Origin of the sequence: Chitinophaga sp. (genome assembly GCF_035538455.1) — a bacterium.
GTDB lineage: Bacteria > Bacteroidota > Bacteroidia > Chitinophagales > Chitinophagaceae > Chitinophaga.
Window position 1 is genome coordinate 1 of the sequence record NZ_DATLKJ010000077.1, and the last position, 15,142, is coordinate 15,142.

A 15,142-nucleotide genomic window follows, 5' to 3' on the forward strand; every position below is an offset into this window, starting at 1 on the left:
CTACACGCATTTGTATATCCTGGACGATCACCAGCAGCTGTTACCTGTCGGTGTAGACGGAGAGATCTACCTGAGCGGGCAGTCAGTAGCGAAAGGATACTACGGCAAGCCGGAACTGACTGCAATGAAGTTCACTGAGAACCCGTTCATACCAGGTATGCCGATGTACCGCACCGGTGATATAGGCCGCTGGTTGCCGGATGGGCTGGTCGCCTTCGGCGGCCGTAAAGACGACCAGGTGAAAGTAAGAGGCTACCGCATCGAATTGGGAGAGATACAATATCAGCTGGAACAACATTCCGGGGTAGAACAGGCCGTAGCCATCGTAGACGCCGTAAACGAAGAGAACAGGATATTGGCTTACTGGGTGGGAGAGGATGAACTGTCGTCTACTGACCTGAAAGCTTACCTGTCTGCGAAGCTGCCATCCTATATGGTGCCCGACTACTGGATAAAACTGGAGACCATCCCGCTGAACAGCAACGGTAAGGTAGACAAGAAAGCACTGCCCCGTGAAGGTATCAGCGCACAACGGCAGACGGAATATGTACCCTGCCGCAATGCGATCGATGAGCAACTGGTAGCCATCTGGGAAGAAGTGCTGGGTTGCGGGAACATCGGTATCCGCGACAACTTCATGGACCTGGGCGGCCACAGCCTCAAAGCCACAAGGGTCATCTCCCGGATACAGGAAGTGTACGGCGTCCGCATCGACCTTAAACATCTCTTTATAGAACCCACTGTAGAACATCTCTCCGACTATATCGACACCATGATGTGGATGGGAAATCCACAGGAAACATCCATATCAGGGCAAAACGAAATAATCTTTTAGTATGAAAACTATCATCAGTATATTATCCGCCTTCAGATCAAAAGGTATCCATTTCTCACTCGATGATACCGCCACGAATTTAAAAGTGCAGGGAAATATTCAGGCACTGCAGGAGGAGGATAAACAACTCCTGAAACAATATAAGGATGACATCATCGCCCTGTTGAAAAAGGCAGGGGATGTATCCCATATGCATATCACAGCGGCCGCCACTGGAGATTCCTACCGTCTTTCGTCTGCGCAGCGCCGCCTTTGGGTACTCAGCCAGTTCGAAGAAGGCAGCGTTGCCTATAATATGACCGCCGCTTTCCAATTCGACGGAAACCTCGGCAAGGATGCGCTGGAATATGCTTTCGGTAAGCTGATCGTGCGTCATGAAATGTTACGCACCGTATTCAGAACAAATGAACACGGAGAAGTCAGGCAAGTGATACTCAGCCCGGAGCAACTCAGTTTTCGTTTAGTCTTTAACGATATAAGCCAGGAACAAAACCAGGACGATTTGCTGAAACGTTTCCTCGAAGACGCTTCGGTAAAGCCCTTTGACCTCGCCGCTGGCCCGCTGTTAAGGGCTTTCCTCTTCCGCTTGAACGACCGCCGTTGGGTATTGTCCTATACCATCCATCACATTGTCTGTGATGCCTGGTCCATGGGCATATTGATACGGGAACTGCTCTCATTTTATACCGCCGGCAAGCAAAACGAAAACCTGCAACCGGAACCCCTTCGCATCCAGTACAAGGATTATGCTGACTGGCAGCAGGAGCAGCTGCACAACAACGCATTCGCACAACATAAGGATTACTGGCTGCAACAGTTTGCCGGGGAGATACCGGTACTGGAGTTGCAGGGAAAAACACGGCCCGCTGTTAAAACATATCGCGGAGATGTAATCAGAAGAAAGATCGCACCGGAGTTGTGTGCAGGCCTCCGCAGTATATCGCAGGAACAGGGCGGCACTTTGTTCATGGGATTATTATCCGTGGTCAATCTGCTGCTTTACAAATATACCGGCCAGAAAGACATCATTATCGGTAGCCCGGTAGCCGGCAGGGAACACCCTGACCTCGCCGGCCAGATCGGCTTTTATCTGAATGTCCTGCCACTCAGGGTAAGATTTGAAGGAACGGATTCCTATCATCATGTACTAACGCAGGTAAGAGATACGACGATGGATGCATACGGGCGCCAGGCGTACCCCTTTGATGAGCTGGTAACGGACCTCAACCTGCAGCGCGATGCCGGCAGGAGCGCGCTGTTCGATGTGTTCATTGATTATCACGATACCGTAAGCGGAGGCGCAGATAAGACCGTCAACAGGTTTGGGGATCTGGAAGTGATGTCCTACCCGGTAGGAGAGCACGTAGTGAGTAAGTTCGATCTTACGTTTATGTTCATCGAATCAGAAGAAGGTGTGCACTTGTCACTCGAATATAACAGCGACCTGTACAACAGGGAAATGATCGATAACATGCACGGCCATTTCCGGGAACTGCTGAAGAACATCCTGGCTGATCCCTCTGCACAGATCCGGCGCATAGCATGTATCAGCGGAGAAGAGAAGAACAGCTTGCTGAATACTTTTAATAACACCCCGCAACACTTTGCCGGTTACAGGAATGTGGTGGCCATGTTTGAAGAACAGGCCGCAAAGCATCCTGACCGCATTGCAGTAACCTGCAAAGGCACTAAGCTCACTTACCGCGAGCTCGATGAAAAAGGAAATCAGCTGGCAAACTATCTGAGGGATGGCTATGGCGCCGGAGCCAATCAGCTCGTGGGTATCATGCTCGACAGATCAGAGAAGATGGTGGTAGCGCTGCTGGGCATATTGAAAGCAGGTGCTGCATATGTGCCGGTTGATCCTGAATACCCGCAATCGCGCAGGGAGTACATTATCAAAAGCACCGGTATAAAAGTACTGCTGACACAGACGGAATACATCTTTGACCTGTCGTACTATTCCGGTGGTGTATTTGCCGTCGATGCGCAGCTCGATCTGCTGAACAATAGCAAAGACCGGGTAAACGCCGTTATACAGGAAGACCACATGGCCTACGTCATATACACTTCCGGCTCTACCGGCGTCCCCAAAGGATGTGTACTCAATCACGGGAATGTTTCCAATTACATACAATGGGCCAACGATTATTATTTCAAAGATAAACCTGCACCGGATTTCGGCCTGTTCACCTCGCTGTCTTTCGATCTTACGGTGACCAGTATTTTCTGCCCGCTGACCAGCGGCGGAAAGATACACGTATACAGTTCAGAGGAACACATCGTGTCTGTACTGAACCACAGCTTCAGCGCCGGCAGCGGTATCAACAGCATTAAACTGACGCCTTCACATATCAATGTGCTGAATCACCTCGAAATATCTTCCGGTAACATCCACAGCGCCATTGTCGGCGGAGAGGAAGTAACACCGGTACATGTCAGCATCCTGAAGCGCATTAATCCTGACATGATCGTGTATAACGAGTACGGACCTACGGAATCAACGGTCGGTTGCGTGGTGAAACCGCTGGAAGAAAATGAAGAAGTACTGATCGGCCGCCCCATCAGCAACACAGAGATCTATATACTTGGCGACGGCGACAGTCTCTGCCCGGTAGGCGTCAACGGAGAGCTTTGCATCAGCGGTGCAGGTCTTGCGCAAGGCTATCTTAATCAGCCTGAACTCACGGCACAGCGGTTCATTCCTAACCCGTTTAAAGAGGGAGAAAGGTTATACCGCACCGGGGACATTGCCCGTTGGGAGTCCGACGGACAGATAAAATACCTGGGCCGCGCAGACGATCAGGTGAAGATCAGAGGGTACCGCATAGAAACAGGAGAGATAGAACGGGTACTGCTGAATCATGAAGCCATAGACCAGTGCGTGGTCCTGGTCAGGAAAGACGAGGACGGCGAAAAAGAACTGGTAGCCTACGTAACCGGAAGCGCATTGCCTGGCTCAACAGAACTGCGGTCCTGGCTTACAGGTCAGCTCCCGGCATATATGCTTCCCGCTTATTTTGTTCCGCTCAGCGAAATACCGCTTACTATCAACGGCAAAGTAGATAAACGGCAGCTGCCCGATCCTAAAAATATGGATGGCAGCACAGCTCCTACCTATGAAGCGCCGGAGAGTGAGATACACCGGCAGCTGATCGCATTGCTGGAAAAACTACTGAAACGCAGCGGGATCGGTATCCGGGACAATTTCTTCGCTATCGGTGGAGATTCCCTGAAAGCAGTCACTTTTATTATAGAGATCCGGAAACAGCTGGGACTTGAAATAAGTATCAATAAGCTATACGAATTGCCGGTGATCGCTGATCTGGCTGAGTATCTCAGTGCAGGTAACCAGGAGAAGGAGAGTGTAAGCGCATGGCTGAAAGCAGGATGGGCGGAGATAGAAAAAGTCAGCGCGCTGGTGGAAAGAGAGAATGCCACGAAACAACGGATCACAGAGCCGTATGAAGATATTTACCCGGTGGTGCCTATAGAGCAGGGAATGATCTATTCTTCCATGTTGAATACGATTGACCCTGTTTACTACGATCAGTTTTCCTACCTGGTGCATATCGAAGACCTGGACATGTTCCGGAAGGGGATGGAACACATGGTGCAACGGCATGCGATGCTGCGCACGAAATATTATATGGGCAGTTTCAGCCAGCCCGTGAAAGTCGTGTTGCGCGAAATACCCATACCACTGAGTTATGAAGATATATCCGGTTGTACGGAGGCCGAGCAGGCGGAGAAAATCCGGGAGTATATACATGCCGATCTCAGCATCCGGTTACAGTTCGACGGTGATCTGCTTTGGCGCGTCATGATGTTTAAGCTGGGCCCCGGCAATTATTATGTTACCTACAGCTTCCACCATGCATTACTGGATGGATGGAGCGTTTCCGTGATGAGAACAGAACTGGCCAATTATAACGGTGCTGCCTATACGCCATTGAAACACTCCTATAAGGATTACTGTGCTGTTTCGTTAGGAAAAAGGAAGTCCGGCAAAATTGATGCTTATTGGGAACAGCTGCTGGACGGTTACACCCGTAATAAACTGCCCTTCAATCACAGGAGCCTCGCTATCAGTACGGAGGGTGGCATGAAGAAAATATCCCGTGTAATCGATGAAACGCTGCTTGCACAGCTCACAGAGCTGGCCACCGCACGCGGACTGTCGTTCAAATCAGTCGCGCTGGCGGCGCATATGTTGCTGCTGCATGTGATCACGGGCGAGAAAGATGTCGTAACCGGCGTGGTTACACACGAACGCCCCGAGATTGAAGACAGCGAACATATCCTGGGATGTTTCCTCAATACAGTACCCGCCAGAATCAGGTTTGAAGAGGTGACGGATATATTGTCCCTCCTGGAAATGATGCACAGCTACCTGATCGCCGCCAGGCCCAATGAGATCCATCTGAGTGAAATTGCAGCCATTATAGGTGAGAAGTCCACCTCCGGTAACCTCATCTTCGACACAATACTCAACTATACCGATTTCCATACCTACGAGGATATCAACAGTCAGTCAACCCTTCGCACACTGGAGTCTGCGTTGAATGAAAATGGCGTGGGCACATCCTTCGAGATGACAAATACCCTCTTTGATGTAGAGGTAGATAAAACGCTCGACAGGTTCTCTGTCAATATCAAATATTCACCCGCTTACTTCAATGAAAAAGATGCCGTATATGCGTCGGAGTTATATGTGCGCATACTGTCAGCGATTGCCGCTGATGTGCACACCCCTGTGAAATCGTTGCAGCTGCTCTCCGAACACGAAGTCATAGAGATTGTATACGATTTCAATGCCACCGCCGAAGCATTCGACGAATCAAAAACGCTGCATGCCCTGTTGGAGGAACAGGTACAGAGAACGCCTGACGGTATCGCACTACGGCAGGACGGTATGGATATAACCTATAGTGAACTGAATGAACGGGCTAACAGGCTCGCGCACTACCTGGTGGAAAAAGGTGTAAACCAGGGCGATAATATAGGCCTGCTGGCTTCCCGTAGCTTCAGTATGATCATCGGTATGTTCGGTATTCTGAAAGCCGGAGGCGCTTATGTCCCGGTAGAGCCGGAATACCCGGTAGACCGGCAGGAATACATCCTGGAAAATTCTGCAGTGACCCTCGTACTCACAGATGGACATTATCCCCTTGAAGACAGTGGCAGGCTGAATATGCTGACGATGGACGATACATTGCTGGCCGGCTACAGTGGGGAAAACCTGATGCGCTGGATTGACAGCAAACAACTGGCCTATACGATCTATACGTCAGGGTCTACCGGCAGACCCAAAGGAGTAATGATAGAACACTGGTCCGCAGTGAATCTCGTGGAATGGGTGAATGATACATTTCAGGTAGGGGCGCACGATCGTCTGCTGTTCATCACTTCTATGTGCTTCGATCTCTCCGTGTACGATATATTCGGCACACTCGCTGCTGGCGGCACTATTGTGATCGCGCGCCAGGAAGATGTACAGGATGTGAGCCGGCTCAAAACGTTGTTACTGGAAGAACGTATTACCTTCTGGGATTCCGTGCCTACCACCATGAACTATCTGGTAATGGAACTGGAAGGAGAGCGCTCAGGCTTCTCACAAACTGACCTCCGCGTGGTGTTTATGAGCGGCGACTGGATACCGGTGCAATTGCCGGACCGCATCCGCAGGCTGTTCCCCAATGCGGCGGTAATCAGTCTTGGCGGCGCCACGGAAGGTACAGTATGGTCCAACTACTACCCGGTGGACGCTGTGGGCGAAAACTGGAGCAGTATCCCTTATGGCAAACCAATCAGGAACAATACTTTTTATATACTGAACGATCAGCTGATGCCGGTACCGAGAGGGGTAGCAGGAGAGCTTTACATCGGCGGCGTTGGCGTGGCCAGGGGCTACGCCAATGATCCCGTCAAAACGGCGAATTCTTTTGTACAGGACCCCTTCATCACCTCCATGGGAGGACGCATGTACAAGACCGGCGACCTGGGCCGGCTGGCTACCGACGGCAACATGGAGTTCCTGGGCAGAAAGGACAACCAGGTGAAGATCCGTGGTTACCGCGTCGAGCTGGGCGAGATAGAAAGCGCCCTGCTGAAACATCCGGGTATCAGAGAAGCGATTGTGGATATATTCAGGGATGCTGACAACAACAACCAGCTTTGCGCTTACCTGGTACCGGAGCAGGAAGAACCTGACAGGCAGGAGATAAGGGAGTTCCTTCGTGTAACGCTGCCTGCATACATGGTGCCCAATCAGTACATGATGCTCGAAGCCATGCCGCTTAACAGCAACGGTAAGATAAACAGGAAGGCATTACCCGCGCCGGCGGAAAATACTGCGGAGCAGTCCGCCGCAACATATATAGCGCCTTCCACTCCGCTCGAAATAAGAATTGCGGATATATGGAAGTCGATCCTGCATGTGCAGAAGATAGGTATTCATGATGATGTCTTTGAGATGGGCGCAAGCTCATTGTCCGTAGGGGCATTTATCAACAGGCTGCACAGGGAGATGGACATCCGCCTGAATATCCGCGACGTGTTTGCCAACCCGACGGTCGAAGGCATTGCCGCCTTATCATTTGATACAGGTAGCAGCTTTGCCACCATTGTGCCGGCTGCAAAAGACGACGCTTATCCGCTGTCTTCTTCACAGCGTCAGCTCTGGATGCTCAGTCAGTTTGCAGATGTGAGCATGGCATACCATATGCCCGGCGTATATGTGTTCGAAGGAGAGCTGGACATTGTGGCGCTTCAGTATGCATTCAATAAACTGATTGCCCGCCATGAAAGTCTGCGCACTGTTTTCAGAGAAGACGGCGCAGGCGATGTGCGGCAGCAGGTCCGCACGCCGGAAGAAATGGCCTTCAGTATTGAAGTGAAAGACATCAGCCATGAAAATAATAAGAACGAAAAAGCACGGGCCATCGTACAGGAAGAAATACTCCATCCTTTCGATCTTGCGGCCGGGCCATTGATGCGTGCCGGTCTGCTGTTGATGGAGGAAAGAAAATGGCTCTTCGTTTTTGTGATCCATCATATCGTTAGTGACGGCTGGTCCACCTTCATCCTGATCAATGAATTGATGCTGTTGTATAACAGCCGTATCAACGGAACAGACGACGGCCTCACACCGCTGCGCATCCAGTATAAAGATTACGCGGTATGGCAACAGGCGCAATTGGAAAATGGAAGCCAGCAGGAACACAGGAACTGGTGGATGCAACAGTTCACCGGAGAGCTGCCCGTACTCAATCTGCCCACAGACATGCCCCGTCCTTCTGTTAAAACCTACAACGGCGGCTCCGTCTTCAAAACCATCAACCCTGCCGTAACAGGACGTTTAAAAACGTTGTTGCACCAACAGGGCGCCACCCTGTTCATGGGATTGCTCGCAGTGGTAAAACTATTGCTGAACCGGTATACAGGGCAGGAAGATATTATCATCGGCAGCCCGGTGGCAGGGCGAGACCACGTCGATCTGGAGAACCAGATAGGATTCTATGTAAACACAATTGCCCTCAGAACAAAATTCAACAGCACCGACAGCTACAACACCCTGTTGCAGCATATCAGGCAGGTGGCCCTGGGTGCATACGAACACCAGGTGTATCCCTTCGATGAACTGGCATATGACCTCAACCTGCTGCGGGATGCAAGCCGCGGTACCCTCTTCGATGTAATGATGGTATTACAGAATGCAGGAATGAACGGCACGCAGCCCCAGAAAAACATGGGCGAACTGACCGTGAGTGCCTACGAATCTGAAGACACCAGCAGCAAATTTGATCTCGTTTTCGATTTTGCAGAAGCTAGTGACGGCATCAGGGCCAGGATCGAATACAACAGCGATATTTTCTACCCCGAAACCATACAGCGGTTGGCTGCACACTTCGAAAATCTCCTCGAACAGGCGGTAACCCATCCCGATATGCCAGGCTGCCAGCTGGATATGATCAGTCAGGAAGAGAAAGGTACCCTGTTGGAAACATTCAACAACACCGCAAAATCATACCCGGATAATAAGACGCTGGCCGCGTTATTCGAAACCCAGGCCGCACTTACCCCCGGCAACACCGCACTGATCTTCGGCGATACCAAACTTTCTTACCGCGGACTGAACGAACAGGCGTCCCGGCTGTCGCATTATCTCCGCAAACATTACAATATCCTGCCCGACAGCCTCGTCGGCATCCGCCTCGAACGCAGCGAACATATCGCCGTTGCAATGCTGGGGGTACTGAAAAGTGGCGCCGGTATTGTTTCCGTGGACCCAACCTATCCGCAGGAACGCATTGACTATATCATGCAGGACAGCGGTTGCAACGTTGTCATCGATGAACAGGAACTAACGCGCTTCCTCAACGAGGCCGGAACATACCCGGTGGTGAATCCTGTTGGTATCAGCGGTCCCCGTAACCTCGCATATGTAATCTATACATCCGGATCTACCGGCAGTCCCAAAGGATGCATGCTGGAAAACCGAGGAGTGATCAATCACCTGTTCAGCAAAATTGACCTGCTGGAAATGAATGAAAACACGGTGATCTGCCATAACTCAGCCCTCCACTTCGTAGGTGGTATATGGCAACTCTGGGCTCCGCTGGTAACCGGCGGCTGCGTAGCACTCTGCGATGATGAAGAATTGAAAGACGTAGGCAGGCTGCTGCATAAAGCAGAAACACTGGGAGCCGACATGCTGGAAGTGATCCCGTCACAGCTGAACGAATACCTCTCCCATGAAAAAGAAATCAGGGCCGCGCATATAAAAACATTGATCCTTACCGGAGAGAAACTGAATGCACACTTCGTAGACAGATGCTATGCCGGCAATCCGCAGATGAGGATCGTCAATACCTACGGCCAGACAGAATTCTCCGATGTGACGGACAGCTACATCATCCCGCGTAACTATATGCATAGCACTATTCCGGCAGGCCAACCGGTTCAGAATACCCGGAACTATGTATTGTCACCCAATGGATCGCTATGCCCCATCGGCGTCATCGGTGAAGTATGCACCAGCGGCGACGGACTTTGCAGAGGTTATATTAATAAGCCCGCACTTACCGCTGAGAAGTTTGTGCCCAATCCTTTTGAAGAAGGAGCATTAATGTTTAGAACCGGCGATCTGGGCCGGTGGCTCCCCGACGGCACGCTGGAGATAACCGGCAGAAAAGACGATCAGATAAAGATCCGCGGTTTCCGTATCGAAATAGCAGAGATAACGAATGCCCTGCTGCAACACGAAGGGCTGGAAGAAGCCGTGGTACTTTTCCAGGAAGCCACCGGCCTTACAGCTTATATCAGCGGCAACAAACAATTTACCGCCACAGAGATCCGCGCTTATCTCAGTAACAGGATACCTTACTACATGGTGCCTGCCGCATTCGTGCAGCTCGACAGTATGCCGCTGCTCGAGAACGGTAAGGTCAACAAGAAGATACTGCCGTTACTGGCAACAGGGATGGCAGCAACCAACGTATCCTATACGCCGCCACAGGACGAAATAGAAACAGCATTGGTGAAAATATGGGAAGAAGTACTGAATAAAGACCGTATAGGCGTACACGATAATTTCTTCGAGCTGGGCGGGCATAGCCTCAAAGCAACGGTTATCGCTAATAAAATAAAACATGTCATTGGCGTGGGTATCAGCCTGAAGGAAATCTTCAGGTCACCGGAAATCCATACGCTGGGTGAAGAAATAAGGAAGAAACAGTGGCTGGAAGATTCCAGGTCACAGGCTGAGATGGAAGACGAATCGAGAGAGATCATCAGACTCTAATACCCGAAACAATTAAACCCATACATGATGGAGAAGATCGATAACCTGATCTTAAGTTTAGCGGAAAAGAATATACTGCTGGGCGTATCAGAAGGAGAGCTGGTGGTGAATGCACCCAAAGGAGCGCTGACGGCTGAACTGATTGGTATGATCAGGCAACACAAAGAAGCGCTGATTGCCTTTCTGTCCGTACATACAGCCGCTGCACAAAACGTTGGCAGTATCCCCGTAACACCGGAGCAGGAGTGCTATGAACTGTCACCCGCACAGCGCCGCTTCTGGATGCTCAGCCAGCTGGAAGACGGGAACCGGGCTTACAATATCATCAGGCAATATGTGTTTGAAGGCGCCCTGAATGCGGAAGCACTGGAAGGGGCCTTCAACAGAACTATCCGTCGTCATGAAATACTGCGGACCGTCTTCAGAAAAGACACGCAGGAAGAGATAAAACAATTTATCCTGCAACCAGACAGCGCAGGGTTTAAGATCAGCTGTCATGACCTGAGCAAAGAGCAGGACCCCGCAACGGCTGCACAGCACCTTGTCAACGCTGATAGCCACTATGCCTTTGACCTGGCAGTATGGCCCCTGTTGCATGCTTCGCTGCTGCGGATGTCAGACAATCAATGGATCTTCTCCTGCGTAATGCATCACATCATCGGGGATGCATGGTCAATAGAAATACTGGTGCGGGAACTGATCGCATGCTACAACGCAGCGGTAACTGGTGAAGACGATAGCCTCGCCCCGCTGCGCATTCAATACCGGGATTATGCCGCCTGGCTGCAACAACAACTGTCCGGTGAGAAATGGTTGTATCATCATAACTACTGGTCCAGACAGCTCAAAGGAGAACTGCCGGTATTGCAATTACCCTCCGGCAGAAGACGCCCGCCTGTAAAGACATTCAACGGCAGCGTAATACATAGCAGCATTGCGCAGGCTACCGCTGATGCGTTGAAAATACAATTGCAGGAGCGCAACGCCTCTTTGTTTATGGGATTGCTGACTGCCGTAAATATATTGCTGTACCGTTATTCGGGGCAGCATGATATTATCATCGGTACGCCCGTCGCAGGGAGAGAACACATCGATCTGCAGGGGCAGATAGGAATATACCTGAATACGCTGGCTTTACGGTCGCGCTTCGATGGTAAAGACAACTTCGGACAAATCCTTTCACATATCCGCCAGGTAACACTGGATGCATATGAACATCAGCTCTATCCCTTTGATGAACTGGTCGCCGGGCTGGACCTCCGCCGGGACCCCGGTCACAGCCCGCTTTTTGATGTGATGGTAGACTTGCACAATACCGCAGGCGTTGCTGATAACAGCAACTTGCAGGACCTCGGCAACCTCCGGGTAAGCCCGTATAATGAGACAGAAAAAGGGATGAGCAAATTCGATCTGACATTCTTCTTTACAGAAACAGACCGGGGCTTGCTGATGGATCTTGAATATAACACAGACGTATACACGGAAAGCATGGCGCAGCAGATGGCCCGCCACTTTGGACAACTACTCGCGGCCGCGCTGGCGCATCCCGATAAACCTGTATCCACGCTGGACTACCTGGACCACGCCGAAAAACAACTGCTGCTGCAAGCTGCTGCTGACGTGCCGGAATTCCCTTCAGGAAAAACAGTGACCGCACTTTTCGATGATCAGGTACGGGAGAAACCAAACCATATCGCGCTCCTGTCAGAAGGCCGCAGCATTACCTTCCGCCACCTCGCCAGCCAGTCAGACAAACTTGCACATTACCTGGGAACACGCTATGAAACAAAGTCCGGCGACATCATCGGTATACTGCTCGACAGGTCTGATAACCTTGTCATCGCACTGCTGGCTGTGCTGAAAGCCGGCGCCGCTTATGTAATCATAGATCCCGTCTACCCGGCAGCGAAAAAGGCGCATATGATGAGTGATGCCGGCATGAAAGTCTTGATCACACAAACGGATCACCGCGCGGACTTTAAAGATTACGGCGGAAATATTTTCTCTATCGACGTACAACTGGATATACTCAACGAGCCTGCTGAAAAATTCACCGCGACCGGTAAGCCGGAAGACATCGCCTGCATATCGTATACTTCGGTAAACGGGCAGTTGGTAGGCGTAATGGTAAGTCATCGCGCTTTAGTGGAAGCATGTTACAGCATACTAACAGACACGAATATCCGCAGTTGTACCACCTTCGGCCTGATGTCATCCGTGGCAGAGGCGCCGGGAATGACGGCGCTTTACATCGCCTTGCTCTCCGGCGAAACCCTGCACATGTTCAGCGCTGCAGAAGCCGCTGATATGACAACGATCAGGGCTGCAAATGACAACAACATCCCCATACCGAAACCGGAACACTGCCTCATTTTCAGCGGAGCATTACCAACCTCTGACATCACCAGCCGCATCGATGCGCCACTGGTATACAGTCTTTACGCCCATCAGGAAATACCTTTGGGTAAACTCCTGACGGTGATCAATGAACGTCACGTAGTCCCGCCGCAGGCGGGAGCTATTGTCAGGATACTGGATCAGCACCAAAACCTGCTGCCCGCAGAAGTGCCCGGCGAAATATACATCGGGGGAACAGGATTGGCAGATGGGTATCACCACCATCCACAACTGACTGCAGAGAGATTTGTACAAGACCCCTTCCTGCCTTCATCCCGTCTGTTCCGGACAAACGATGCCGGTTTCCGGCAAGCCGATGGTACGGTAGTGGTATTGGGCAGCATGGACAGGGAAGCGCTTCCGCAATATGATGAACAGCTGGCGGAAACAGCAGATGCATATATCCCTCCCCGTAATCAGGTAGAAGAGGAAATCGCCCGCATATGGAAAGAAGTACTGAATGTGGAACGGGTGAGCGTTAAAGACAACTTCTTTTCGTCAGGAGGACATAGCATCAACGCCATTAAATTCTTTTCGAGGATAGGGAAAATATTTAAGGTAAACTACAAGCTGGATAGTCTTTTCGATCGTCCTGTGCTGGAAGAGATAGCAGGCGAGATAGCCACACTGCTGGCCAGGGAAGAGGATGCGAAAGAGCCGGATGTTATTGCGCCACTGCCTGCAAGCGATGCGGGTTACCCCCTGTCTTCATCGCAGCAGCGCCTCTGGGTAATGAGCCAGCTCGAAGAAGGGAGCACCGGGTATAACACTTCCGGCGCATTCCGCCTGGAAGGAGAGCTGGATATGAATGCAGTGAAGAAGACGCTCAATGCGTTGATAGAACGTCATGAAATTCTCAGAACAGTTTTCCGCGAAGATCAGGACAGCATGATCCGGCAATGGGTATTGCCACCGGAGGAAATTCCCTTCCGGCAAGGGTTGCACGACCTGCGGCATATACACGAACAGGACGATACATTGAATAACCTCATATACCGGATATGTAATGAGCCATTTGATCTGACAACAGGCCCGCTGCTGCGTGCCCACCTGTTTCACCTGGCGGAAGGCCAGTGGGTATTCCTGTATGTAATGCACCACATCATCAGTGATGGCGCATCTATGGGTGTACTGATAACAGAATTCCTGCAACTATACAACCATCTGGTGAAAGGCCAGGATAGCCCGCTGAAACCCCTCAGGTTCCATTATAAGGATTATGCAGGCTGGCAGCAGCAACAACTGGAAGGCACATCCATAAATCAGCACCGGGATTACTGGATGAACAGGTTCCGGAATGGCATCCCGCTGATGGACCTCTCCAGGAAAATGCGCCCCGCCTTTTTCTCTTATAAGGGTAAACAACATACCTTCTTTATCGACGCTGTCACTACAAAGAAACTGGCGGAAATCACCCGGGCTGCAAATGGAACAACTTTCATGTCGCTACTGCTGTTCGTCAAGCTGCTGGTACATAAATATACCGGCGAGCGCACGATAATGACCGGCGCCTCCTTTAACAACCGTGATCAGCAGGAGCTGGAAAACCAGATCGGCCTGTACCTGAACAATCTCCCACTCGTGACCGGAATAACAGACAACATGAGCCTGACAGAACTGTATGCGGCCGTGAAAGACACCGTACTGGGAGCCATGCAACATCAGGTGTATCCGCTCGACCAATTGATGAATGACATCGGCTACAGAACAGATAAATCACGTCCCGGCCTTTTCAATATACTGGTGGAATGGCAGACACACGTGGAAGAGATAAAAGAACAGGAGATGGAAGGCCTTACCGTAAAACCTTTCACACAGGAACGCAATGTCAGCATCTTCGATATCAGCTTCGACTTCCAGCAGGCGGAAGACGAAATATTCGCTGCCATCACTTACAATACTGACCTCTTTGATGAAAGAGACATATTGCTGCTGAAAAAACGTTTGCTGCAACTGATCGCTAATGTTACCGCCAGTTATAACGGTGATATACGCATAGATCAGCTTGACTACAAACTGGAAACAGAAAAAGTACTCGCACTGGATGGGCTTCACAACGCTGACACGCAGGAAGCCTTTTAACCCCGATAAAAAAGACGTCGCTT

At 50.9% G+C, this 15,142-nt stretch carries 3 protein-coding genes; all 3 read left to right on the forward strand.

Features of this window, described 5'->3' with window-relative positions; genetic code table 11:
- On the forward strand, positions 1-835 hold an 835-nt coding region (locus tag VM802_RS08685; RefSeq protein ID WP_325529439.1), incomplete at its 5' end, for a non-ribosomal peptide synthetase.
- Position 836: 1 nt separating this feature from the next.
- Positions 837-10,640, forward strand: a complete 9,804-nt coding sequence (locus tag VM802_RS08690; RefSeq protein WP_325529440.1) for a non-ribosomal peptide synthetase — start codon at positions 837-839, stop codon at positions 10,638-10,640.
- A gap of 24 nt (positions 10,641-10,664) precedes the next feature.
- Entirely contained in the window at positions 10,665-15,119 is a 4,455-nt protein-coding gene (locus tag VM802_RS08695) for a condensation domain-containing protein (RefSeq protein ID WP_325529441.1), read from the forward strand.
- Positions 15,120-15,142: the final 23 nt, after the last annotated feature.

Excerpts from the sequence above, each read along its gene's own strand:
- VM802_RS08690 (WP_325529440.1), top strand. The coding sequence starts at position 837 with ATGAAAACTATCATCAGTATATTATCCGCCTTCAGATCAAAAGGTATC.
- VM802_RS08695 (WP_325529441.1), top strand. The coding sequence starts at position 10,665 with ATGATGGAGAAGATCGATAACCTGATCTTAAGTTTAGCGGAAAAGAAT.